The organism is Kaistella soli (genome assembly GCF_019038595.1).
GTDB lineage: Bacteria > Bacteroidota > Bacteroidia > Flavobacteriales > Weeksellaceae > Kaistella > Kaistella soli.
Genome location: NZ_JAHOPF010000001.1, coordinates 338,999 through 363,829, shown reverse-complemented (window position 1 = coordinate 363,829; position 24,831 = coordinate 338,999). Strand labels below are relative to the sequence as shown.

The following is a 24,831-nucleotide window of genomic DNA, read 5'->3' as shown; positions in this document are numbered from 1 at the left end:
ATACTAAATGTTATCGAAGAGATATTTCCACCATTAAAATAAGCAATTCTCTCTTCATATTCTTTTAATTCTGAGCAAAAAAAAAGACGCCTCATGTTATTGAGGCGCCATTTTTATGGTTGAAAAATCAGGAATTAGTTTCCTCCTTCCATTTTCTTTTTCAATTCTGCTAATACATCTAAATCACCAAGTGTAGATTTTTCTTCGTTGCTTGAAGAGGCAGCTGGTTTAGAAGAAGCTTCTTTCACATTTTTCTTTTCTTCGTCTCTGAAGATTCCTGTGTGAGATACTACTACTCTCTTGAATTCTTTGTTGAATTCGATTACTTTGAACTGTGCATCTTCACCTTTCTTGATTTTAGAACCGTCTTCTTTTTCTAATAATCTTGATGGGCAGAAAGCTTCAACTTCAGCATCTTCGAACTGAACCTGTGCTCCTTTATCGAAAACTTCAGTAGCTTTTCCTGCATGTACAGTACCTTCAGCATATTTAGTTTCGAATTTATCCCAAGGATTTTCAAGAAGTTGTTTGTGGCCTAAAGAAAGTCTTCTTGCAGCTGTATCCAATTCTAGAACGATTACGTCTAATTTATCGCCAACCGCACAGAATTCTGATGGGTGCTTGATTTTCTTAGTCCAAGAAAGATCAGAGATGTAGATCAATCCGTCGATACCTTCTTCCAATTCTACAAACACACCGAAATTAGTAAAGTTTCTTACTGTTCCAACGTGCTTAGAACCTACTGGATATTTAGTTTCGATGTTAGACCAAGGATCCTGGCTAAGCTGTTTCATACCTAAAGAGATTTTTCTGTCTTCTCTGTCAAGTGTTAAAACTTCTGCTTCTACCTCGTCACCTACTTTTACGAAATCTCCTGCGCTTCTCAAATGAGTAGACCAAGACATTTCAGAAACGTGAATTAATCCTTCTACACCTGGAGCAACCTCAACGAATGCACCATAGTCAGCAAGAACAACTACTTTTCCTTTTACTCTGTCTCCTACTTTCATATCAGCAGAAAGAGCATCCCAAGGATGAGCTTCCAATTGCTTCATACCTAACTGGATTCTTGTTTTCTCGTCATCAAAGTCAAGGATTACAACTTTTACAGTTTCACCGTCTGAAAGGATTTCAGATGGGTGGTTAACTCTAGACCAAGAAAGGTCGGTAATGTGGATCAATCCATCAACACCACCTAAGTCTACGAATACCCCGTAAGAAGTAATATTTTTAACAGTTCCTTCAAGAACCTGTCCTTTTTCTAACTGACCGATGATTTCTCTCTTCTGACCTTCAAGATCTGCTTCGATAAGCGCTTTGTGAGATACAACAACATTTTTGAACTCAGGATTGATTTTCACAACTTTGAATTCCATTGTTTTACCTACGAACTGATCGTAATCTTTAATAGGCTTAACGTCGATCTGAGAACCTGGTAAGAATGCTTCAATACCGTGAACGTCTACGATCATACCACCTTTAGTTCTTGATTTAACGAAACCGTTAACGATTTCTCCAGTTTCGTGAAGTTCGTTTACTCTGTCCCAAGCCTTAAGTGTTCTTGCTTTTTTATGAGAAAGCTGTAACTGTCCAGATTTGTCTTCTCTTCTGTCCACCATTACTTCCACTTCATCACCTACAGCAAGACCTTGGTTGTAACGGAATTCGTTTAGAGAAATAACTCCTTCAGATTTGAAGTTGATGTCAACAATCGCTTCTTTGTCGGTAAGTCTTACAACTTTTCCTACAAGTACGTCGTTATCCTGAAGGTTGTTAAGAGAGCCATTGTAGATTTCCTCTAAATCGCTTTTCTCTTTTCTAGCATCAGCATCTAATCCTGATTCGAAAGAATCCCAATCAAACTGTTCTGGTGCTACGTTTTGGTTTAATAAAACCTCTGCTGAATTTGTCTCTTTTGACATTTTCTAAAAATTTTGTATTCCTTCTTTTTCACTGCTTGGCTAAATGTGGTTCGTGAAAAATACGGAAGATGTTAGTTTTGAATATTTTAACTCAGCCAAATGCTCCCACAAAAAGTGGTGCAAAATTAAGAAATTATTTGATAATCACAATACTTACAGCTACTAAAATTGATAATATTAAGGTCTGCATTTTTTAGCAAAGCCCAATTCTTTTACCTTTGCAAAATGAATTTAGAATCAATCTATCAAAAACTGCAGATTCAGGATATGAATCAAATGCAGAAATCTACCTATACCTCAACTGAAAACGAAAACGACATTATCCTCTTATCTCCCACTGGATCTGGGAAAACATTGGCCTTTCTCTTTCCGGTGCTTAGAAATCTACGCAGTGATGTGTCCGGAATTCAGGCCATGATTTTGGTTCCGGCCCGGGAACTTGCTTTGCAGATTGAGCAGGTTTTTAAAGCTATGGGAACCGATTTTAAAATCTCGATTTGCTACGGCGGACATGATAAAAAGATTGAAATCAATAATTTCAGAGAAGCGCCTGCGCTATTAATTGGAACGCCGGGACGAATTGCTTACCATTTAAGGAATAATAATTTCGATCCATCCACCATTAAAACTTTGGTTTTAGACGAATTCGACAAAGCACTTGAACTTGGCTTTGAAGAAGACATGAATTTCATTATTGAGGAATTAGAAAACTGTACTCAACGAATCCTTACTTCCGCCACAGCGATGGATAAAATTCCCCATTTTGTCGGATTAAAGAATGAAAAAACAATTAATTTCCTCAAAATTCACGATTCCAAACCTGATATTCAGCTGAGAAAAGTGATGACAACTGCTGAAGAAAAATTAGACACCTTATTTCACCTGATCTGCAAAATCGGAAACAAGAGAACACTGATATTCTGCAATCACCGTGACGCTGTGGACAGGATCTCAGAACTTTTAAGAGAAAAAGGAATCGACCGCGAAACTTTCCACGGCGGAATGGAACAGGACGAAAGAGAACGCGCGCTGCTGAAATTCAGAAATGACTCCGCAAGAATTTTAATTACCACCGATTTGGCATCGAGAGGATTGGATGTTCCGGAAGTGGAATCGATTGTTCATTATCAGTTACCGCCAAAAGAAGATGCTTTTATCCACAGAAACGGCCGAACCGCAAGAATGAATGCGAAAGGTTTTGCCTATTTAATAATAACTGAGGATGAAAACTTCCCTTTTATCAAAAACAATACGCCGGAAGAAAACGTTTCAGAAAGCAACAGAGTTCCGGGAAAAACACCTTTTCAGACCGTTTACATCAGCGCCGGAAAAAAAGACAAAGTGAATAAAGTAGATATTGTTGGTTATCTCATCAAAAAAGGAGAACTTGAAAAAGGCGATATTGGCTTAATTGAAGTAAAAGACACGACGTCCTATGTTGCAGTTGACCGTAAAAAAGTAAAAGATTTACTGAAAAAATTAGCAAACGAAAAGTTAAAAGGAAAAAAAGTAAAAATGGAGGTTGCGTATTAACATTCTATCGCGAAAATTTTTAACTTTACAACGAGACATTTCCTTTTCTTATGAAACTCAACTTACCTGATAAACTTTATTATTCAATTGGCGAAGTAGCCAAAGCTTTCAATGTAAACGCTTCATTGATAAGATATTGGGAGCAGGAATTCCCTATCATCAAGCCTAAAAAAAATAAAAAAGGAAACCGCTATTTCACTCCTCAGGATATCAAGAATCTACAGATCATCTATCATCTTGTAAAAGAAAAAGGGTACACTTTGGATGGCGCAAGAATCGCTTTGACGACCAATTCAAAAATTTCGGAAACCGTTACCATGATCGACAGACTGGAATTTGTAAAAGCCGAACTACAGAAGCTTAAAGACTCACTGGTAGACAAACCTGAATAAAAAAAGGTGTTTTTCACCCTACTAAAAGGGTGTTTTCCTCATATTAAAAAGGTTTTTTCACCTTAAAATAAATCGGTTATTCATTTTATGTTTGCATAAAATAATAACTATGCGATCACCTATACAATTTTCCGCCGCAAAAAATTATTTTTTCGGTTTTGCAACTTCAGGGGCAATTCTTTTATGCGGTCTTTTCTATTTTAATGCAAAAAGTGAAGATACAGACATGCCAGAAACGGCAAGTCATGTTGAATATGTAACGGAAGAGAAAATCCCGCTGAAGGAATTCAACCCGAACAGTTTAAGCGAGAACGAATGGAAAAACCTTGGATTCTCGGAAAGACAGGTTGCCACCATTTTGAAATATAAAAATATTGTAGGTGGTGAATTCAGTTCAAAAGAACAGCTTAAAAAATGTTATGCAATTTCCGAGGTAAAGTTTTCTGAGCTGGAACCTTATATTTTACTTCCGGAAAAATCTTCAAATTACTCTGTAAACTCAAACGGCAAAAGATTTGTCGCATATAACAACTATAAAGGTTATCAGAAAAAAGAACTGAGAATTCCGGGGAAATTTAATCCGGATCATTTCACCGCAGCAGATTTCGAGAAAATGGGTTTTACCGAAAATCAGGCAAATTCAATTCTGAAATATAAAAATTATCTTGGCGGAAGTTTCGTCAGCAAAGAAAAATTCAAAGACTGTTTTATCATCAGCGAAGAAAATTACCGGAAAATGGAGCCTTACCTTTTGCTTCCACAAAAAACTCCCGAAAATTTTTCAGGAAAAACCAATTTCAGAACAAATGCACCGGAAAAAGCGAAAATAAATTACCAGAATTTTGATCCGAACAGCACAGATTTGGAAGGCTGGAAAAAATTTGGGTTTTCTGAAAAACAGGCACAGGTCATTATCAATTACCGGGACCGGAATCTGAAGGGAAGTTTTAAAACATTGGAAGATATTGAAAGATGCTTTGTGATTTCTGAAGAAAAATTTGAGGAAATGAAACCTTTTATTGTTTTAAATCCGGAGAACTTCAAGGCAAATTCTCAACCCAAAATTACTTCCTCCTATTCTTCAGTTTCGAAAAACGAAAATACTACGGAAATCAAAACCGATTTTTCTAAAATTGATTTAAACCAAATCACTTACAAACAGCTTTTGGAATTCGGCTTTGATGAAAAAAGTGCAGGAATGATGCTGGGTTACCGAAAAAAACTTGGAGGTTTCGTCAGCAAACAGCAGATTGTGGACACTTACGACATTGATAAGGAATTAGCTCAGGAACTTGTGATTACGGCTAAACTTGATGATTCGAAAGTAGCTAAATACACTTTGGTTGACGCTCCTGAAGAATGGCTGAAAAATCATCCATACTTTAAGTACTCCGCTGACAAAATTATTTATTACCGAATTTCCTATCCCGATGAAAAGAAAATCTGGAAATTCATTAAAGTAAAACCCGAATATGAAGCACGAATGAAATTGTATTTGAAATAGTTTTCAGACGTATTCTTAAATCAAAAAAATCTCCTCAAAAATAAGTTTGGGGAGATTTTAAATGCAATTCGAAAGATTTATTTTTTGATAAACTTCACAGACTGATCGTCGAGTTTCAAAATGTAAATTCCCTGTTTCAGATTTTGAACGTTAACAGAATTTTTGTTTTTAAAAGGCATGGATTCCTGTTTAATTAATTTACCGGAAACATCAAAAACAGAAACTTTCTGAACTTTTTCAAGCTGTTTTCCTTTTATATACAGGTCATTTCCAACCACCGGATTAGGATAAACTGACCAGCCACTTTCCGAATAATTATTGACATCAGATGTTGCCAAGACTCCAAGATTTTCGCAATAATCAGTCGGGTAACTTTCCCATTCGGAAAGGCTAAAAGCAGTGGATGGCTGGTTCACAGAACTTAACCTGTAAAGCGAAACATCTCCTAAAACTGCCGTATTACCTGCATTTTTAATCCCCACAGCATCAACGGTAGCAGAGGCGTAACGCAATTCTACATACTGACTTCCGGAAAATGTAAGTTGCGGAGCTGCTGTTACAAATCGGGCCTGATCATTATTGATGCATGAAAAATTAGCATTGGGATTCAGAACCACAAAGGTTGCATTATTCTGTACGATACCTTCCAGTTCATAAGGTGCCGGGAAATAATAGTTTGTACCGCTGTAAAACTGTATGCTGAGCCTATACTTATTCAGGTTCACCGGATGTCCTGTTTTATTGGTAATTTCGATTGCTTTGTTATTGGAAGTACCTTCCAGATATTTCGTAATAAGCAAATCTTTTGCGTAAATGTCGGAAGCTAATGTTGTTGTGGAGACCAGATTACTCTCCGGAGATTCCAGATAACCATTGTCATAAGCTCTTACAGTAAAATTATAAGGTGTAGCTGGCATTAAGTGATCGATACTGATAGTTGTATTTTTGGTATTGTCGATTAAGATACCATTCTGATAAATTTTATACCCGATTACGTCAGCATCAGGGGAAGGAGACCAGTTTAAAGTCACAAAATAAGCACTGTTCTGCTGCACGCTCAAATTTGACGGAGCCTGCGGAGCCATTACATCAGGAGTTTGAGACCAGATTGCATTCACCCATTCCGGATGATCGATGAAAGGATTTCTGTTTTTCTGGATCGCATACACCGCGTTGTTTCGGTCAATTTCTCTTTGTGAAACCGGATCCTGGTTATGCCACTGCAGCAGCATTGCCACATACCAGTTTTCAAAAGCCTTTTCCTCTGTACCGTCCAAAGGACTTGTATCATTGGCAGCCGAAGTACCGTTGTAGAAATTAAAAGAGTTCAGCTTTCCTTCATATCTCACTGCAAAATAAAGAAGACTTCGTGCAACATCCCCTTTAAATTCATCGATGGGTTCATAAACCCTTCCTGTATACCCGGATCCTGCCGTAGCATTGCTGTTAATTCTGGATCCGTTGGTAAAAGTATAAAATGGTGTCGTTGTGGTTTTCACCATTCCATAAGGGTAATTACTTCTCAGCTGATTGATTCTCGCATCAGTGGGAACCACGTAAAACAGATCAGAATACATCGGATAATTACTGTTGAAACTGCTTTGCGGCATCATGTGCTCTCTGTTCCAACCGAGTCCTTCAGTCGCAGCCGAACCTATTAGGTTTGCTGTGGTATATTCATAAGCATCCGGTCCCGCAGGAATTTCGGAATAAATATCTAACAGAATAGTATTGTTACTTGCATCATGGTCGTAATATCTGTCCAAATCCGTTTGGTTGTAAAACGCCGTTAAATCTCCGTAATGCCAGTTGATGTTTTTTTCAGAAATAATATCATGAAGTTTTGATTTCAGAGCATAACCTGTAAGTGCGGAAGTTCCGTTGTAATATCCTGCCGGAGCTTGAGAAAATCCTACAAAAGGAATTAAAAAAGACAAAAATAAAATTCTCTTCATTGCTAAATTTTTGGATTGCTAAATTAAACAATAAACTGACGCCGAAAATGAAAATAAAATTAATTTTTGATTCTAACACAGCGATTTCTTTAACACGGCATCGGTTAATTAACATTTTTAATAAGAAAATATTTTCATGCATCACCATTTTAATTATCTTTGGAAACAAATAATATATATGAACAGTGAGACTTTAGACAACATTAATATGATTGCAGAAACTGCCAAAGATTTTGCAGAAAAAAATATCCGTCCCCATATTATGGACTGGGACGAAAGCCAGATATTTCCGGTTGAATTATTCCATCAGTTGGGCGAAATGGGCTTTATGGGAATCGTAATTCCTGAAGAATATGGCGGATCAGGTTTAGGTTATCATGAGTATGTAACGATTCTGGATGAAATTTCCCAGGTTGACCCTTCAATCGGTCTTTCACTCGCTGCACATAATTCGCTTTGTACCAATCATATTTATGAATTCGGAAACGAAGAACAAAGACATAAATGGCTTCCAAAACTTGCTTCGGGACAGGTAATCGGCGCTTGGGGCTTGACCGAGCACAACACAGGTTCAGATTCAGGAGGAATGAGCACCACTGCCGTAAAAGATGGCGACGGATGGATTCTGAACGGAGCGAAAAACTTTATCACTCACGCAATTTCCGGAGATATTGCCGTTGTAATGACCAGAACGGGAGAAATTGGAGCTAAAAATAATTCCACAGCATTTGTTCTGGAAAAAGGAATGCCCGGATTCTCTTCCGGTAAAAAAGAAAACAAGCTTGGAATGAGAGCTTCGGAAACTGCTGAATTAATTTTCGACAACGTAAAAGTTCCGGATTCTCACCGTTTGGGCGAAGTGGGATCAGGCTTTAAACAGGCGATGAAAATTCTGGACGGCGGAAGAATTTCTATCGCTGCTCTAAGTTTAGGAATCGCGAGAGGCGCTTACAAGGCCGCTTTGAAATATTCATTGGAAAGAAAACAGTTTGGAAAAGCCATTAACGAATTTCAGGCAATTAATTTCATGCTTGCCGATATGGCAACGGAAATTGATGCTGCAGAATTATTGATCCAACGCGCTTCCACTTTGAAAAACGCTAAAAAACCAATGACCAAAGAAGGAGCAATGGCAAAACTTTTTGCGTCTGAAGCATGTGTCAGAATTGCCAATAACGGCGTACAGATTTTTGGCGGCTACGGTTATACGAAAGATTTTCCGGCAGAAAAATATTACCGGGATTCTAAACTGTGTACCATTGGAGAAGGAACTTCAGAAATACAGAAACTGGTGATCGGAAGGCTGATCTCTAAATAAAATTAATTGAATTCAACAATTTAAAACACCGAACCATTCGGTGTTTTTTTTCTATAATATTCCGGAATTTTCTATTTCTTTTAAGTATTTTCGAAACGCCTTTAGTTTTCAAATCTGTTTTGATTTTCTATATTTGTTCAAATTAAAAATTAATGGATAAAATAGATTCACTGAATCAGGTTGCAGAATTTCACAAAACTTTTAACGCTCCTATATTGGACACTCCGCAAATTCCTTCCAAAGAAAGATGCGAACTCAGAGTTTCCCTGCTTCAGGAAGAACTGAATGAGCTGAAAGAAGCCATTGCAGACAATAATATTGTAGAAATCGCGGATGCTTTATGCGATTTGCAGTATGTTTTGAGCGGCGCTGTTTTAGAGTTCGGTTTGGGTGAGAAATTTGTAGAATTATTTAATGAAGTTCAGCGTTCCAACATGTCAAAAGCGTGTGCAAATCAGGAAGAAGCTGATGAAACTATTGCTTTTTATCAGGAAAAAGGAGAAGATGCATTTTCAGAAATTTCAGGAAACAAAATCAATGTTCACCGAAAATCTGATTACAAAGTTCTCAAAAACAAATATTATTCTCCAGCGGATTTAAAATCTATTTTAGAGGTTTAAACCTATCTTATCCCAATACTTTAATCTATATTTAATTAAGATGAAAAAATTTACCCAAACGATATTGGTTGCCACAGTTTTTTTGATGACCCTTCAGTCCTGTAACGCACAGAAAGTAGTCCTAAACCGTGAAGTAGAAACAACCAGCGACGGAAAGATGCTTCTCGGAACCCAGAAAAAATATCAGCTTCTGCAATCTCCTTACAGCGACTGGTATGTAAAGGAACATGACGAATATGCCATCGATCAGAAGGCGGTAGCTGAACTGAAAAAAGAAAAACTGAGTTCTTATGCGATTACAGTGGTTTTGGGAACGTGGTGCGAAGACAGTCACCGGGAAGTTCCGCGTCTGATGAAAATTTTGGAAACCGTGAATTTTCCCGATCAAAAACTTACGCTGATTGCAGTAAACCGCAAAAGAGAATCTCCAGGCGGTGAGGAAAGTGTTTACAATATCCAGAAAGTGCCTACAATTATTGTTCAGAAGTATGGCAAAGAAATTGGTAGAATTATCGAAAGTCCTTCGACAGGATATCTGGAAAGAGACTTACTCGAAATTTTGAAAAAAGATAATGCCGCAATCACAGATTTATTTAAATAAATTGAAAACAGACAAAAGAATATTACCGTTCATTCTCGGAGCAATAGCAATGCTGTTCGTGTTTTTACTCTGGAATGCACTTACTAAAAAGACGGAAGATAAAGTTCAGAACGATTTCTATATTATCACCAACCAGATCAGAAAAATGAACAAAATGGTAGTGATGGAACAGGATTTTTCGAGCATGCAGAAAACTAAAATCACTTCGCAGCTTCTTGGAGGCATGCTTCCCAACATGGAAAAAGAACTGATTACTTTTACCAAAACGAATGCACAGGTTTCCTACGACTTAAATAAAATGAAACTGGAAGTAGATTCCGCCAATAAAAAACTGATTATTAAAGAACTTCCAAACGCGGATATTAAAATAACGCCGAGCGTAGAAATTCAGTCGATGGATGATTCTTTCTTGGACCGCTTTAATCAGAAGGACCTTCAGAAAGTAACTAAATCCGCAAAAGATAATGCTTACAAAACTGTCAATCAGCAGCGTTTACGTGCCGAAGGAAGAAAACAGCTTTTAGAAAATCTCAACAGTATTTTCGTTTTGGCAAAGGCTTTGAATTATAAGATCGAAGACCAAACCGGTCAGATCGATATTTCGAAACTTTAAAAAATCTGTTATGGAAAATGACAAATCTCTGAGCAAAACAAAAGCATCAGACACTAAAAAAGAAAATCAGGATTTTGCAAACATACCTGCGGCTTCAGAAAAGATAAATTCAGAAAAAACGGTAAAAAAGCAAATCAGAGAAAGTTCAACTCTTCACAAAGACGGCAAAACCGACAATACAGAAAAAAACAGCGAAAATTAATTTTTTCGCTGTTTTACTTTATTGTGATTGTCTGTTTATAATCTGTCATATAAAAAACAACAGAACTGAGGTAATCAGCATAATAATCAATGCCGCAAAACCCAGAATATTCATCCAAATTCCGTTTACATAATCTCCCATAATTTTTTTATTGTTCGAAATGTGCAGAATAATCCCAATTAAAACCGGCGCGGTGATTCCGTAGAGAATTGCGGTGTAAATTAAAGCCTTAATCGGCGAAATTCCCACATAATTCAAAGACAGTCCCAACAATAGAGAAACAGCAATAATGAGATAAAAACCTTTTGCCTCATGAAATTTCTTATCCAACCCTTCTTCCCACCCAAATGTTTCAGCAAAAATGTAAGAAAGAGAACCTCCTAAAACCGGTATTGCAATAAGACCCGTGCTTATCACTCCTATCGCAAAAAGCAGATAAGCGAGGTTTCCTGCCAGAGGCTTCAGCGCCATTGCTGCTTCTTCCACCGTATCAATCTGATGGATGTTGCTGTTATAAAGTACTGTCCCAGTTGTTAAAATAATAAAATACATTACCAACGCAGAAAAAGTCATCCCGAAATCAACATCAGTCTTCATTTCATAGATGATTTTTTTATTAATAACCAACTGTTTTTTCTTGCTTCTCGTTTCTTCGACTTCTACCGAAGTTTGCCAAAAAAACAAGTAAGGAGAAATAGTAGTGCCCAAAATTCCAACTAAAATCGCAATAAATTCCTTATCGAATTTAACTGTGGGGATAAAAGTAGCTTTTAAAATTTCGATTAAATCCTGTTCATAAAGAAAAGGAACTACAAAATAAACCAACATTACAATACACAAATATTTGAGCGTTGAAGCAATTTTTCGGTAAGGGAGATAAATGATTAAAAATATCAGGAGGACCGTAAAAAAAACACTGAAAAAAGACGCCTCAATTGCCGGGAACAACAGATTACCTACTTCTCCCATCGCAGCGATATCGGCTCCTATATTCATTATTATCGCCGGAAAACTGAAGAGAAGCATGATATAAAGTATCGGCTTGGGATAATGTTTTTTCAAAGTGCCAGTCAATCCGTGAGAAGTAACCAGGCCAATTTTAGCACACATTTGCTGAATCGCGGCCATAAGCGGAAATGCTACAATGGCGGTCCAAAGCGTAGCCAACCCGAATGCGGCACCGGCCTGCGAGTAAGTGGCAATTCCGGAAGGATCATCGTCGCTGGCTCCCGTTACTAAACCGGGACCTATCATTTTCCAGAATTTCCTCAGCGCTGTTTTCTTTTTTCCACTCATCGAAGATCAATAAATTATTCACTATCAACTCATCACAGAATTATTAATTCTACTTGTAAATTTACAAACTAAAAAAAACATAAAAGATAATTGGTAAATTCTTTTCTGGAATTCAATTCAAAATTCATAAAATAGTAAGTGAAAAACACTTTAATTTTCGCAGGAAATCCGTATTTTTGCAACTAAATTTTTAGTTCAACATGATAAAAGTCACTCTTCCCGACGGAAGCATCAGAGAATTTGAAAGCGCGGTAACTCCGCTTGAAGTAGCAAAATCAATTAGTGAAGGTTTGGCAAGAAACACCATTTCCGCAATTGTAAACGGAACACAGGTTGAAATTACCACGCCCATAACGACAGACTCTACGCTACAGCTTCTGACGTGGAATGATGATTTGGGAAAAAAAGCCTTCTGGCATTCCTCTGCCCACCTTTTGGCGCAGGCAATCATGGAGTTTTATCCACAAGCAAAGCTTACCATTGGCCCGGCTATTGAACAGGGATTTTATTATGACGTAGATTTCGGGGACGAAAGTTTATCCGAAAAAGATTTTGAAAAAATCGAAAAGAAAATGCTGGAAAACGCGAAGAAAGATGCAACCTTCAGCCTCTACCCTGTTTCCAAAGCCGATGCGTTGAAAGAATATGCAGACAATCCGTATAAAACCGAATTAATTTCGAATCTAAATGATGGCGAAATTACTTTCTGTTCACACGATAACTTCACTGATTTGTGTCGTGGAGGCCACATCCCTTCAACCGGAATTGTAAAAGCGGTTAAAATTTTGAACGCGGCCGGTGCATACTGGAGGGGCGACGAGAAAAACAAACAGCTCACAAGAGTTTATGGTATTTCTTTCCCAAAACAGAAGGATTTAACCGAATATTTAGAAAGGCTTGAAGAAGCAAAACGCCGCGATCACCGAAAACTGGGGAAAGAATTGGGAATTTTTGCTTTCTCTGAAAAAGTGGGAGCAGGTCTTCCTTTGTGGCTACCAAAAGGAACCGCTTTAAGAAAAAAACTGGAGAATTTTCTTTCAGAAGCTCAGCGAAAATCAGGTTATGAATTCGTAATGACGCCACATATCGGTGCCAAAGAATTATATGTAACATCCGGTCACTGGGATAAATATGGTGCCGACAGTTTTCAGCCGATCAAAACACCAAATGAGGGGGAAGAGTTTATGCTGAAACCAATGAACTGTCCTCATCACTGCGAAATATATAAAGTTGGGCAATGGTCTTATAAAGATTTGCCGAAACGTTTTGCAGAATTCGGAACAGTTTACAGATATGAACAGTCCGGTGAGCTTCATGGCTTAACAAGAGTAAGAGGATTTACCCAGGATGATGCGCATTTATTCTGTACTCCTGATCAGCTTTTGGCTGAATTTGAAAATGTAATTGATTTAACGCTTTATGTATTCAAATCCTTAGGCTTTGAAGATTTTGTCACCCAGATTTCTTTAAGAGATCCGGATAACAAAGAAAAATACATCGGTTCCGACGAGAACTGGAAAAAAGCGGAAGACGCGATTATTCAGGCAGCAGAAAAGAAAGGTCTGAAAACCAAAGTCGAATACGGTGAGGCCGCTTTTTACGGTCCAAAACTCGATTTCATGGTAAAAGATGCGCTGGGAAGAAGCTGGCAGCTTGGTACCATTCAGGTTGATTATAATTTACCGGAAAGATTCGATTTGTGGTATACAGGAAGCGACAACGAAAAACACAGACCGGTGATGATTCACAGAGCGCCTTTTGGCTCCATGGAAAGATTCGTTGCTATACTATTAGAAAATACAGCGGGTGATTTCCCTCTATGGCTGGCTCCGGACCAGTTTACGATTTTGCCGATCAGCGAAAAATATGTTGATTATGCAAAAAAAGTTTCACAATTGCTGGAAAATCACGATATTTGCGGCTTAATTGACGACAGAAATGAGAAAACGGGTAAAAAAATCCGGGACGCAGAATTGAAAAAGCTTCCATTCATGCTGGTTGTAGGTGAAAGTGAGGAACTTAGCCAAACCATCTCTGTCCGAAGAAGAGGCGAGGGAGATTTAGGAACAATGAGTATTGAAGATTTCATTACCTATTTCAAAAAAGAAGCTCAGATTTAAAATTAACTTTAAAATATAACACCATAGCACAGAAATTTAATTACCGCGGTAGAGGTCCACAGAGACGCGTACAGGAAGATTTGCATCAGATCAATGAAAAGATCCGTGCAAAGGAAGTACGTTTGGTCGGTGATAACGTGGAGCCGGGAGTGTATCCCTTAGCAAAAGCTTTGGAGATTGCAAGAGACCAGGAGCTGGATCTGGTTGTAATTTCAGATAAAGCTGAACCTTTTATTTCCAGAATTCTGGATTATAAAAAATTCCTTTACGAGCAGAAAAAAAAGCAGAAAGAACTTAAAGCCAAACAGGTAAAAGTTGTTGTAAAAGAAATCAGATTCGGTCCTCAAACGGATGATCATGATTATGATTTCAAGAAAAAACATGCTGAAAAATTTCTTGAAGAAGGTTCCAAACTGAAAACTTATGTTTTCTTCAAAGGCCGCTCAATTATTTTTAAAGATCAGGGAGAAATCCTTCTTTTAAAATTGGCTCAGGAACTGGAACACGTTGGGAAAGTTGATCAGCTGCCAAAACTGGAAGGTAAAAGGATGATCATGATGATGAGTCCTAAGAAACCGGCGAAGTAGAAATTGCAGATTTTAGATTTAAATCATTTTAAATTTAAAAACATAAAGATATTGATAACAAATAGATAAAATTAAGCAAAAATGCCAAAATTAAAAACTAAATCAGGTGCTAAGAAGCGTTTTAAACTTACCGGTACCGGTAAGATTAAAAGAAAAGGTGCTTTCAAAAGCCACATCTTGACGAAAAAAGAAACGAAGCAAAAGAGAAATCTTACGCAAACTTCTTACGTTGCTACTGTGGACGAAAAAAGCGTTTTACGTCAATTAGCAATCAAGTAGTTTTTATAAATCTTATCGGTTTATAAGAATTCAAAAAAATTCAGAAATTTTAACCCTGAAACGGAGCAAAAAAGTGTAATGAAATAAATTACCGCCCTTTTCAAAAAAACAATTTAGATTATGCCAAGATCAGTAAATGCAGTAGCTTCAAGAGCTCGCAGAAAAAAAGTTATGAAGCAGGCTAAAGGTTTTTTCGGTAGAAGAAAAAACGTTTGGACTGTAGCTAAAAACGCCGTACAAAAAGCAATGCAATATGCTTACCGCGGTAGAAAGGAGAAAAAAAGAAATTTCAGAAGCCTTTGGATTACGCGTATCAACGCAGGTGCAAGAGAACACGGAATGTCTTATTCCCAATTTATGGGTGCTCTTAAAAGCAACAACATCGAACTGAACAGAAAAGTTTTAGCAGATTTAGCAATGAATCACCCTGAAGCTTTCAAAGCAGTTGTTGATCAAATCAAATAAATGTAAAATTTTTGTTATCAATTATAAATCCCATGCAAAATTGTATGGGATTTTTTTATTAGTTTTGACCTACATTATAAATAATGAAAAAATCATTTATCCTTTCTGCGCTTTGTGTCTCACTATACTATCCTGCACAAACCTTTGTACAGGCCTATCAAAATAGAATCAACCAAATTACCCAAAGCAATATTAATAATTATCTTACTGAGTTTGCATATTTAGGTGTAAAAACTACGGGCAGTGCAAACAATAATAATACATTCACCTGGCTGAAAAATAAATATCTGACATTTGGATACACCGAAGCTCAGATTTCAGAGAATGTTTTCACTTATAACACCACGATAACCAAGAATCTCATTCTGACAAAAACCGGCACTAAATACCCAAATACATTTGTGATTGTCTGTGGACATTACGATACCATCGTGGGACCAGGTGTCAATGATAACGGAAGCGGAACTTCTGTTATCCTCGAGATGGCCAGAATTCTAAAGGACGTACCCACAGAATATTCAATAAAATTCATCAATTTTACAGGAGAGGAACAGGGACTTCGCGGAAGTCAAAATTATGTAAATACCGTTGTAAATACCACCAATCCTAAAATGGATATTAAGGTGATTTTTAATATTGATCAGGTTGGAGGTGTTGCTGGAGAAGTAAATAATACGATCACGTGTGAACGTGATACCAATAATAATCCCGCCACAAACAATGCAGCCTCCAATGCAGTTACCCAAGAACTGATGACGTGTGTTTCTCTTTATTCGCAGTTACAAACCAATTTATCGTATGCTTACGGGTCAGATTATATGCCTTTCCAGGCAAACGGAGAAGTAATTACCGGTTTTTATGAATTTAATGAAAGTACTAAACCGCATTCTTCAAGCGATACTTATGTAAATATGGATCCTGTCTTTGTTTACAATGTCACCAAAGCCGCGTTAGGCGCAGTCCAGCATTTCGCGACTGCAGAAATTAATGGACTTTCCATCAACGATTGTCCTCCAGAAAAGATGCTCCAGTCTTTGCAGATTTATCCGAACCCGGTATCAGATTTAATAAATATTGAAATGTTGAATACGAACTTAAAAGACTTTTCATTCAGCATTACTGACCTGTCAGGAAAACTTCTCATTCGATCTGAAAACTCAAAAAAAATTGATGTTTCTAAACTTTCCAGCGGAATTTATTTCGCAACAATGACTGTTGAAGACCAGAAATTGACAAAGAAAATCGTCATTTCAAAATAGCAAAAGCCAAAGGGTTAAATATTATAGTTATTTAATAATTTTATTATAAGATTCCTGAAGAACTACAAGTTCACTCTCATTGGCTTTTATTTTCTCATTTAATTTTTCAATTTCCAAATTAAAAGTAGAAATTTTTTCGTCCAACTTGTGTTTTTCGGTTTCCGAGTTTGACTCCATAATTTCACTTTGAATCTTCATTTTTTTTTGCTGAAGCAAACTCAGTTTAGATTTAAATTTTTTGTTCTGAGCGAAATTCAATTCAAATTTTTCATTAAGCTGTTTTAATTTTTCGTCTGCACTCCTTTTAGCACTGGTTTGCATTTCATTTAATGCCTTTTCATATGCTGCATTTGAAACCTGTCTTTTATAATGTCCTTCAGCAATTGCCTCTCCCGAAGCCTGCGAAAAAAGTAAAGAAGAAAAAAATAAAAAAGTCAAAAATAAAATGTTTTTCATTTTGTAGTATTTAACTTAAAGATAATTAAAAATATCTTCCGTCAACATAAAACCTCATTATATATTCTCATAAGCTCATCCGTAATATTTTTATCTTTAAACTTCTGAACATATTCTAAACCTTTTTCTGCACGCCTTTTGCGTTCTGCTTCATTATTCCAGAGGAAAACAATCTTGGATTTCAGGTCAGCACAATTATGAGGATCGATGTAAACCGAATCTTTTCCGCCTGCTTCAGGAAGACAACTTGTATTGCTTGTAATGACGGCTGTTCCGGAAAAAAGCGCTTCTATCACAGGAATCCCAAAACCTTCGAAAAAACTCGGATATACAAAAATTTCAGCAAGTTTATAAATTGCAGCCAACTCTTCCATCGAAACATTTTCAAGGAAAACGATCTGACTCTGAAGTTTATTCTTTTTGATAAACCGCTCCACTTTATTGAAATATTTGGTCTTTTTTCCAATAACAACCAACGGAATTTCTGTTCCGTTAACGGCTTTCACAATGTTTAAAAGATTCTTCCTTTCTTCAATGGTTCCAACATTCAGGATAAATTTTTCCGGAAGCTTAAATTTTTCTTTTACTGAATTTAAAAATTCCGGAGACTGGATTTCCTTGAATGACTGGTGACAACCCTGGTAAACAACGCGAATTTTGCTTACAGGAACTTTCAGGAACTTGATGATATCACGTTTGGTCTGCTCAGAAATGGCAATGATCAAATCTGCCTGTTCTGCAGCTTTCCTGAATTTCCATAAATGTATTTTGCGGTCGAAAAAACTGTAGTATTGCGGAAATCTAAGAAAAATCAAATCATGAATGGTGACGATTTTTTTGATGGGTTTATTAGTCCATTTTAAAGGAAGCTCGCCTGAAAGTCCATGGAAAATATCAGCATCTGCATTTTGAGCGTCTTTTCCCATCTTAAACTGCCTTGAAAGGTTTCCTTTCGATATTTCTCTGAACGAAACATTTGGAAGATTTAAAATTTCCTTTCCCCTTTCGGATAGATTTTTGTTGAAAAGCAGATATTGGTGTTCCGGAAAATAAGCAGCCAAAATCCGAACAAGATCCCGGGAATAATTTCCCAGCCCCGATCCGTTATTGAAAAAACGTTTACCGTCAAATGCAATTTTCATTACCGAATACTTTTTTGAAATTCCTGAAATGTTCCGAAATTATAATTCGTCTTATTTAAGTAAGTTAAAAACTCATCAAATCTTTCTACCATTGCTTTTCCTGTATTTTTGGTTGTAAAACCCGGAAGCTTAAACTTCTCATCTTTAATATCGGCAAATTCCCACGGATGAAAATAGACATTCAGATATTGATCTTTATCCAGAACATCTTTCGCCAGTTTCTTGTAAAAACCCAAAGGAAAATTATGAAAACTCAGCCAAAATAAAGGAATCCTGAAATTGGGCGAAACCGACGCCGGAATCTGTAAAACTGAACCTTCTTTAAAGTAAGTCCGGGACACTTTTAAATTATTATATCTTCCCGGAAGAAAAGTAGGATTCACTGAAGAATTATATAAATAACCAGCTTTTTCAACTTCCTTTTCGTCCACCTTCATCATTCTCGGCATTCTTAAGCCTGTAACTTCAGTATTGAAAAGTTCGGCTAGCCTTTCTCTTGACTTTTTTAAATCCTCAATTTCAAATTTTGAATGGAACCAGGTGTGAGAAGCGAGTTCGTGACCTTCTGCAAGTAACTGTTGAATTAAATCTTTATTATTTTCGGCAAAAACTACGGTTGAAAAAAAAGTCGCTTTGGCTTGATGTTTTTTCAGTAATGACAAAATATTCTGCAGTCCATTTCTTGAAATCGAAAGCTGTTCTTCAAAACCAATTTCCCCATTGTATTCCAACGGCATATCGAATTCTTCAATATCAAAACTGAGTAAAACCATGATTAAAAATTTTTCGAACGGATAATATAGTTCGGTCTTTCCTTTACCTGCTTGAAAATTTTACCGAGATAAATCCCCATAATTCCCAAGATAATAAGCTGAACACCGCCAAAAAAGACAACGGTCATAATGAGAGAAGCCCAACCTGAAATTTCGGTCCCCGCAATGAAAGAATGAACGACATAAATGCCATAACCCAGCGCCGCAATAGCAGAGAATATGAAACCCAAATAAGCCGCCAGATACAGCGGTTTTACACTGAATGCCGTAATTCCCGTGAAGGCAAAACGCATCATTTTTTTGAGGTCGTAGCTGCTTTCGCCGGTCGCTCTTTCACCGGCGGTAAAATGAATGCCGGTTCTTCTGAACCCCATCCAGTTTGAAAGTCCACGAAGAAAAATATCGGCTTCATTCATATTTCGGACCACATCAACTACTGACGCGTCCATAAGCCTGAAATCTGAGCCGCCTCCTTCGCTTAGGTTCACATCCGAAATTCTGGTCAAAAATTTATAGTAGATGGATGAAGTTTTCCGTTTGAAAGCTGAAATCTGCTTCGGATAAGTTCTGATCGTAAAAACAATATCAAAACCTTCTTCCCATTTTTTAATCAGTTCAGGAATCAATTCGGGCGGATGCTGCAAATCGGCATCCATAGAAATCATTGCGTTTCCTGTGCAGCAGTCCATTCCGGCTTTTACAGCGGGTTGGTGGCCGAAATTGCGGGAAAATTCAATGTATTTTACTTCTTCGTGATTTTGAGCAAGGTCTTCAATTACCTGTTGCGTATTATCGCGGCTTCCGTCATTCACAAAAATAATTTCGAACCTGTAATTTTCAAGTTTAGAAAAAACGTCTTTTAGCCTTTGATAAATCAAGGAAATATTGCCTTCTTCATTGTGAGCGGGAATAACGACGGAGATTTTCTTCACTGCTGCTGTTTAATTAATCTAATTTATAATCTTTTGCGAAATCTTTGGTCATCAGTTCATAAATCACTCTGAACCAAACGATACAGCAAGGTAATGCTTTTAAAGAATACTTCATGATGTAATTTTCTTTGATGAATTTCGGGAACAGATCTGAAAATGAAAAACAGGTAAGAATGATCACGAAAATTAAAAGACCGATAATTAAAGCTGATTTTTCTTTCTGCATAATGAACCAAATCATCACGCCGGCAACAGCAATAATATAAGTTGGGGATTCTGAACCTGAACTGAAAAGCACGATGAATAAAAGCGTGGAAGCCAAAATCATCAATTGAAAAGGGAGATTTTTGTATTGTTTAATTCTTAAATAAGGCAGACCAAAAACCAGAATTCCGGGAACAAGAAAAACCAGATTAGAAATTTCTGCATTGCCTAAAACTCTCCGGACGATTCCCATCAGCGAATAATCCTGACGGTTCCCCAAAACCTGATTGGAAAGGTTTTTTTCCGAAAGTGACTGAAACCAATCAGCATAAGACTGAATCCCAAACTGCGGTCTCGAAAGCAGCATCGGTAAAATTAAAAATAAGATTCCGAAACCTACGAATGAGAGGATAAACCGCCATTTATTCTTCATGAAAAAGAAGGCCGAAAGTCCGGAAATTCCGTACAGTTTCACAAAAAAACCGATAAGGATTGCGATCGCAGATTTTGTTTCTTTCCTTTCATACACGTAAACTGCAGAAAGCATCAATAATCCTGTTAAAGCGATATTAAACTGTAAACTTACCGCTGCGGTGATAAACTCCTGCAGGCAAAGCCAGGCAAAAAATGCCTTTTTAGCATTTGAAAATGGAAGTTTATGTATAGCAAAAAGAAAAACGGAAGTATTCGCAATATTCCATAAAACGATTCCCAGCCAATCGGGCAATAGTGCAAAGGGTGCTATCAGAACGCTGAAAAAAACACCGTAATGATTGGAATCGAAATGTACTTCAGGATAATAAAGATAAATATTTTTCTGTGCTAAAGTATTGGTAAAAACATTTTTGAAAATCATGTAATTGTTATACTTCAGCGGTCCGCCGATATATTTGAGAACAGCAGACACGACAGAAATCAAAAGATAAATCCCAAAAATATATTGAGGATTTGCAATAAACTTTAAGAATTTATCTTTCAAATGATGTCGTATTAAAGTTTAAACTGCTACATTATTTTCCCTCAACGCGTCGTTAAGAGAAGTTTTTTTGTCAGTAGATTCTTTCCGCTGTCCGATAATTAAGGCACAAGGAACCTGATATTCGCCTGCCGGGAACTGTTTGGTATAACTTCCGGGAATTACCACAGAACGCGCCGGAACTCTTCCCTTAATTTCAACCGGTTCAGGTCCGGTAACGTCGATGATTTTGGTAGAAGCGGTAAGCACAACATTCGCGCCCAAAACTGCTTCTTTCTCCACGTGAACACCTTCCACAACGATACATCTTGACCCAACAAAAACGTTATCTTCGATGATTACAGGTGCAGCCTGAAGCGGCTCTAAAACCCCGCCAATACCTACTCCTCCACTCAGGTGAACATCTTTTCCGATCTGCGCACAACTTCCTACAGTTGCCCAGGTATCCACCATTGTACCCGAATCTACATAAGCTCCGATATTCACGTAAGAAGGCATTAAAATTACTCCTGAAGCGATAAAAGCACCTTCACGGGCAACAGCATGCGGCACTACCCTAACTCCCTTTTCTGCATAATTTCTTTTCAAAGGCATTTTATCGTGGAATTCAAAAGGTCCCACTTCAATGGTTTCCATCTTCTGAATCGGGAAATACATCACGACTGCTTTTTTCACCCATTCATTCACTTTCCAGCCGTTTTCTGTAGGTTCCGCAACGCGCAGTTCTCCCAAATCCAACTGACGGATCACTTCACGGATCGTTTTCTGGCTGTCTTCATTTTTTAAAAGTTCGCGGTTGTCCCAAATATTTTCGATGGTTTGCTGTAACATAATTGATTTTGATTATTGATAAATGATAATTGCTGCAAATTTACAAAACTCTCCTTGCGAAAAGGTAAGCTTTGTTCCAATATCTTTCGTTAAGAGAAGAAATAATAACACCTTTCGATGTAGAGGCATGAATAAATTTCACCTCGCCGTTGTTTCCGATATCGTGAACAATACCCACATGTGAAACCTTACTTCCTCCGGCTGTGGCAAAAAACACGAGATCACCCGGTTTTGCATCTCTGATATTAATTTCTTTTCCTGTATTGGACTGATCTTCTGAGCGACGCGGAAGTTTGGTATTGTTTTCGTCAAAAACTTTGGAAACCAAACCTGAGCAGTCGAAGCCAGCAGACGTATTTCCGGCATATTTGTAAGGAGCACCGAGGTATTTCTGTGCATCTTTCAGCACTTCCTGAATCTGCGCATTTACCTTTCCAGAAAAATTGGATTCCAGCGTTTTCAGATCAGGAGTTTTGGCGACGGTTTTGGTGGGAATACTTCTCTTTACAACAGTTTTTGAAGTACCACAGGACACCACAAAAAGTAATGCAAGTAAGGCAAATATTGCGTTTTTCATTTTTTAATTAGAGCGATTTTTCAAAATTAGTAAATTTATTTTCAATGTACGGCAGTTTTGCTTATTTTTCCTTTGTTGGTAAATGTTTTTTAAAGTTTCAGCGGAAATTTTCAGCAATTTCAAAAAAAAGGATTTATATTTAAAATTCGCAATTACGAACTTATATCATGACCGTTTCCGAACTCAAACAATTCTTCCAGAAAGAACTCTCTGCAATTTATTCTGAATCTGAAAACAACGAACTTTTTTCTATTTTCTGCAGCCAAATTTTAGGTTTGGATAAATTTCAGCAAAGACGGTCCTCAGAGCGGAATCTCACACATGATGAACTCGAAAATTTTAAAAATATTATCGCTGAACTGAAAACCGGAAAACCTTTTCAGCAGATATTAGGTGAAACCGAATTTTATGGTCTGAAATTTTCCGTGGATGAAAATGTACTGATTCCAAGACCGGAAACAGAAGAACTTCTGGAAATTGCGATCAGAGAAATCAGGAAACTGAAACCGAATAATTCTGTTTTCAAAATTCTGGATATTGGAACCGGAAGCGGAATTATTCCCGTGGTATTGAAGAAACATTTTCCTGACGCGATCGTTTCTGCGATTGATTATTCAGAAAAAGCGCTGGAAACAGCGAAGAAAAATGCAGTTTTTCATCATGCGGAAATCAACTTAATTCATCAGGATTATTTAAATGCAAATCTGAATGAAGTTTATGATATCATTATTTCCAATCCGCCCTATATCGGAATTGAGGAAGAAACTGAAATTGCAGATTCTGTAAAGGAATTTGAGCCCAAAATGGCTTTGTTTTCACCAACTTCCAATGCCTTAATTTTCTATGAAAAAATTGCAGAAGACTGCAAAAGTCATCTTTCTGAAAAGGGAATGGTTTTTCTGGAAATCAATCAGAAACTTGGTGAGGAAACAAGAAGTCTTTTTTCTGATGTTTTATCCCAAGTTCATCTGGTGAAAGATCTTTCCGGGAATGACCGGTTTGTTTTCGGGAAGAAATAGAATCTTTACGATTGTACGAAAAAATTATGTGAGGCGCGAGCGAAGCGAGCGCCGAAAAGTGAGTTGTAAATCCTGTGAAAAGAAAAACGTAAGAAGTTTTTAGCCCCGGTTGCAGTGGAAATCCTTTTAAAAAGTCGCGGCGGCTGCGCCGCCGCGACTTTTTAAAAGATTGTAACGGAAAACGGGATCACTTTCTAAAAAGAAGATATCCCTTTTATTGCTCCTAAGAAATTATCCTATTCTCTTTTTTACGAAAACCATATACGCCATATAAATTAATGGAAGCGCCATGATTCCCAGGAATTGCGCGTTTTCAACAGCTCTTGCAGGTTGCAGCGCCACGGCATATACCAATCCGAAAAACGCCCCTCCCATGTGCGCCGCGTGTCCTATATTATCGTGCTCGCGAGGATTCAGCATGCTGTAAACCGAATATCCGAAGTAAACAAGACCGAAAATATATCCCGGAATTGGAATCGGAATGAAGAAAAAGTAAATTCCCAAATCAGGAATCATGGCGATGGACGCAAACAAAATACCTGAAACTCCACCACTCGCGCCGATCGCCGAATACCACGACTGGTTTTTATACAGATACAGTGAAAACAGATTCCCAAGAAGAATGGAACCAAAATAAATAACTAAAAAGCCCAAATCTCCGAAAGCCTGAATAACAATTGGCCCAAAGAAATAAAGCGTCATCATGTTAAACAGCAAATGCATAAGATCACCATGCAGAAAACCTGCTGAAATCAGCCTCACATATTCTTTATTTCTAAGAATTGCGCCCACATTGAATTTGTACTTTTCGAAAACACCCTGGTTGTTGAACCCAAAATAACTGATGATTGCCGTAGCTGCGATAATAATGATAAGTACTGTGCTCATATTTTTTAATAAAATAAAAAGTTTCAGAAACCTGAAACTTTAGTTTAAACAATTTCTGAAGTTAAACTTCGGGATATTAATTTTTCGTGCATCGGTTTCAGCACTTCCAGGCTACCAGTTTTTACGGTACATTTTCCTTTATAATGCACTAAAATAGTACACTGCTCGGCCTGTTCCAGCGTGTGTCCGCAAATTTCGATGAGACATTCAATCACGTAATCGAAAGTATTTACATCGTCATTCCAGAGAACGAGTTTGTAAACTTCGTCTTCTTTTTCCAGCAGGGCAACGTCTTCTTCGTATTCCCGCTCCGGTTTTTCATAATCTTTTATGAAAGTTGGATATATTGAATTAAAAAGCATGGAAT

Annotated in this window: 26 protein-coding genes; 14 read left to right on the top strand and 12 right to left on the bottom strand. The window is 37.4% G+C overall.

Going from position 1 to position 24,831, the window contains the following annotated elements; translation table 11 throughout:
• Window positions 1–134: 134 nt before the first annotated feature.
• Complete coding sequence (gene rpsA, locus KSK37_RS01685) at window positions 135–1,922, bottom strand: 30S ribosomal protein S1 (protein ID WP_088358192.1); 1,788 nt, start codon at window positions 1,920–1,922, stop codon at window positions 135–137.
• 225 nt (window positions 1,923–2,147) lie between these two features.
• Between rpsA and KSK37_RS01680 the strand changes: the two genes are divergently transcribed.
• The 3 genes from KSK37_RS01680 to KSK37_RS01670 all read left to right on the top strand — a co-directional run bounded on the left by KSK37_RS01680 (window position 2,148) and on the right by KSK37_RS01670 (window position 5,351).
• Entirely contained in the window at window positions 2,148–3,455 is a 1,308-nt protein-coding gene (locus KSK37_RS01680; protein ID WP_217199062.1) for a DEAD/DEAH box helicase, read from the top strand.
• 50 nt (window positions 3,456–3,505) lie between these two features.
• The gene (locus tag KSK37_RS01675; protein WP_088358194.1) at window positions 3,506–3,847 is read left to right on the top strand and encodes a MerR family transcriptional regulator; all 342 of its coding nucleotides are present in this window, start codon (window positions 3,506–3,508) and stop codon (window positions 3,845–3,847) included.
• A gap of 109 nt (window positions 3,848–3,956) precedes the next feature.
• The gene (locus KSK37_RS01670) at window positions 3,957–5,351 is read left to right on the top strand and encodes a ComEA family DNA-binding protein (RefSeq protein ID WP_217199061.1); all 1,395 of its coding nucleotides are present in this window, start codon (window positions 3,957–3,959) and stop codon (window positions 5,349–5,351) included.
• Window positions 5,352–5,428: 77 nt separating this feature from the next.
• Here KSK37_RS01670 and KSK37_RS01665 read toward each other — a convergent pair whose 3' ends face one another.
• Complete coding sequence (locus KSK37_RS01665) at window positions 5,429–7,306, bottom strand: endonuclease (protein ID WP_217199060.1); 1,878 nt, start codon at window positions 7,304–7,306, stop codon at window positions 5,429–5,431.
• Between the two features lie 178 nt (window positions 7,307–7,484).
• On the opposite strand from KSK37_RS01665, the gene KSK37_RS01660 reads away from it, so the two are divergent.
• The 5 genes from KSK37_RS01660 to KSK37_RS01640 all read left to right on the top strand — a co-directional run bounded on the left by KSK37_RS01660 (window position 7,485) and on the right by KSK37_RS01640 (window position 10,660).
• The gene (locus KSK37_RS01660; RefSeq protein ID WP_217199059.1) at window positions 7,485–8,624 is read left to right on the top strand and encodes an acyl-CoA dehydrogenase family protein; all 1,140 of its coding nucleotides are present in this window, start codon (window positions 7,485–7,487) and stop codon (window positions 8,622–8,624) included.
• Window positions 8,625–8,776: 152 nt separating this feature from the next.
• Entirely contained in the window at window positions 8,777–9,244 is a 468-nt protein-coding gene (locus tag KSK37_RS01655; RefSeq protein ID WP_217199057.1) for a pyrophosphohydrolase domain-containing protein, read from the top strand.
• Window positions 9,245–9,284: 40 nt separating this feature from the next.
• Complete coding sequence (locus KSK37_RS01650) at window positions 9,285–9,845, top strand: TlpA family protein disulfide reductase (RefSeq protein ID WP_217199055.1); 561 nt, start codon at window positions 9,285–9,287, stop codon at window positions 9,843–9,845.
• 1 nt (window position 9,846) lies between these two features.
• On the top strand, window positions 9,847–10,458 hold the full coding sequence (locus tag KSK37_RS01645) for a DUF4230 domain-containing protein (RefSeq protein WP_217199053.1): 612 nt from the start codon (window positions 9,847–9,849) through the stop codon (window positions 10,456–10,458).
• A gap of 10 nt (window positions 10,459–10,468) precedes the next feature.
• Window positions 10,469–10,660: a hypothetical protein gene (locus tag KSK37_RS01640; RefSeq protein WP_217199051.1), complete on the top strand. Its 192-nt coding sequence runs from the start codon at window positions 10,469–10,471 to the stop codon at window positions 10,658–10,660.
• Window positions 10,661–10,705: 45 nt separating this feature from the next.
• Here the strand turns inward: KSK37_RS01640 and KSK37_RS01635 are convergent, their stop codons facing one another.
• Window positions 10,706–11,956: an NRAMP family divalent metal transporter gene (locus tag KSK37_RS01635; RefSeq protein ID WP_217199050.1), complete on the bottom strand. Its 1,251-nt coding sequence runs from the start codon at window positions 11,954–11,956 to the stop codon at window positions 10,706–10,708.
• Between the two features lie 200 nt (window positions 11,957–12,156).
• Between KSK37_RS01635 and thrS the strand changes: the two genes are divergently transcribed.
• The 5 genes from thrS (at window position 12,157) to KSK37_RS01610 (ending at window position 16,666) form a co-directional block, all read left to right on the top strand.
• Window positions 12,157–14,076, top strand: a complete 1,920-nt coding sequence (gene thrS / locus KSK37_RS01630) for a threonine--tRNA ligase (RefSeq protein ID WP_217199048.1) — start codon at window positions 12,157–12,159, stop codon at window positions 14,074–14,076.
• An 80-nt stretch (window positions 14,077–14,156) separates the two neighbouring features.
• Window positions 14,157–14,663, top strand: a complete 507-nt coding sequence (infC, locus tag KSK37_RS01625; RefSeq protein ID WP_144069814.1) for a translation initiation factor IF-3 — start codon at window positions 14,157–14,159, stop codon at window positions 14,661–14,663.
• Between the two features lie 81 nt (window positions 14,664–14,744).
• Window positions 14,745–14,942, top strand: a complete 198-nt coding sequence (gene rpmI, locus KSK37_RS01620) for a 50S ribosomal protein L35 (RefSeq protein WP_088358204.1) — start codon at window positions 14,745–14,747, stop codon at window positions 14,940–14,942.
• A gap of 120 nt (window positions 14,943–15,062) precedes the next feature.
• The gene (gene rplT / locus KSK37_RS01615; protein ID WP_088358205.1) at window positions 15,063–15,407 is read left to right on the top strand and encodes a 50S ribosomal protein L20; all 345 of its coding nucleotides are present in this window, start codon (window positions 15,063–15,065) and stop codon (window positions 15,405–15,407) included.
• An 83-nt stretch (window positions 15,408–15,490) separates the two neighbouring features.
• The gene (locus KSK37_RS01610; protein ID WP_217199046.1) at window positions 15,491–16,666 is read left to right on the top strand and encodes a M20/M25/M40 family metallo-hydrolase; all 1,176 of its coding nucleotides are present in this window, start codon (window positions 15,491–15,493) and stop codon (window positions 16,664–16,666) included.
• A gap of 27 nt (window positions 16,667–16,693) precedes the next feature.
• Here the strand turns inward: KSK37_RS01610 and KSK37_RS01605 are convergent, their stop codons facing one another.
• Genes KSK37_RS01605 through KSK37_RS01575 form a run of 7 tightly spaced genes read right to left on the bottom strand, consistent with a single transcriptional unit; the run spans window position 16,694 to window position 22,557 of the window.
• The gene (locus KSK37_RS01605) at window positions 16,694–17,122 is read right to left on the bottom strand and encodes a hypothetical protein (RefSeq protein WP_217199045.1); all 429 of its coding nucleotides are present in this window, start codon (window positions 17,120–17,122) and stop codon (window positions 16,694–16,696) included.
• A gap of 41 nt (window positions 17,123–17,163) precedes the next feature.
• Entirely contained in the window at window positions 17,164–18,264 is a 1,101-nt protein-coding gene (locus KSK37_RS01600) for a glycosyltransferase family 4 protein (protein ID WP_217199044.1), read from the bottom strand.
• Window positions 18,264–19,037 (bottom strand): polysaccharide deacetylase family protein, encoded by a 774-nt coding sequence (locus KSK37_RS01595; protein ID WP_217199043.1) that lies wholly within the window; start codon window positions 19,035–19,037, stop codon window positions 18,264–18,266. The genes KSK37_RS01600 and KSK37_RS01595 overlap by 1 nt, the downstream gene beginning before the upstream one ends.
• A 2-nt stretch (window positions 19,038–19,039) precedes the next feature.
• Entirely contained in the window at window positions 19,040–19,969 is a 930-nt protein-coding gene (locus KSK37_RS01590) for a glycosyltransferase family 2 protein (RefSeq protein ID WP_217199042.1), read from the bottom strand.
• 13 nt (window positions 19,970–19,982) lie between these two features.
• Window positions 19,983–21,152: a glycosyltransferase family 87 protein gene (locus KSK37_RS01585; RefSeq protein ID WP_217199040.1), complete on the bottom strand. Its 1,170-nt coding sequence runs from the start codon at window positions 21,150–21,152 to the stop codon at window positions 19,983–19,985.
• A gap of 18 nt (window positions 21,153–21,170) precedes the next feature.
• Window positions 21,171–21,983, bottom strand: a complete 813-nt coding sequence (locus KSK37_RS01580) for a 2,3,4,5-tetrahydropyridine-2,6-dicarboxylate N-succinyltransferase (RefSeq protein ID WP_088358212.1) — start codon at window positions 21,981–21,983, stop codon at window positions 21,171–21,173.
• A gap of 37 nt (window positions 21,984–22,020) precedes the next feature.
• Window positions 22,021–22,557: a C40 family peptidase gene (locus KSK37_RS01575; RefSeq protein ID WP_088358213.1), complete on the bottom strand. Its 537-nt coding sequence runs from the start codon at window positions 22,555–22,557 to the stop codon at window positions 22,021–22,023.
• A gap of 167 nt (window positions 22,558–22,724) precedes the next feature.
• Here KSK37_RS01575 and prmC point away from each other — a divergent pair, with 167 nt between their 5' ends.
• Window positions 22,725–23,576: a peptide chain release factor N(5)-glutamine methyltransferase gene (gene prmC, locus KSK37_RS01570; RefSeq protein ID WP_217199038.1), complete on the top strand. Its 852-nt coding sequence runs from the start codon at window positions 22,725–22,727 to the stop codon at window positions 23,574–23,576.
• A gap of 231 nt (window positions 23,577–23,807) precedes the next feature.
• On the opposite strand, the gene KSK37_RS01565 is transcribed toward prmC, so the two are convergent.
• Entirely contained in the window at window positions 23,808–24,464 is a 657-nt protein-coding gene (locus KSK37_RS01565; RefSeq protein ID WP_217199037.1) for a rhomboid family intramembrane serine protease, read from the bottom strand.
• Window positions 24,465–24,508: 44 nt separating this feature from the next.
• Window positions 24,509–24,826, bottom strand: a complete 318-nt coding sequence (locus KSK37_RS01560) for an ATP-dependent Clp protease adaptor ClpS (protein WP_088358216.1) — start codon at window positions 24,824–24,826, stop codon at window positions 24,509–24,511.
• Between the last annotated feature and the right edge of the window lie 5 nt (window positions 24,827–24,831).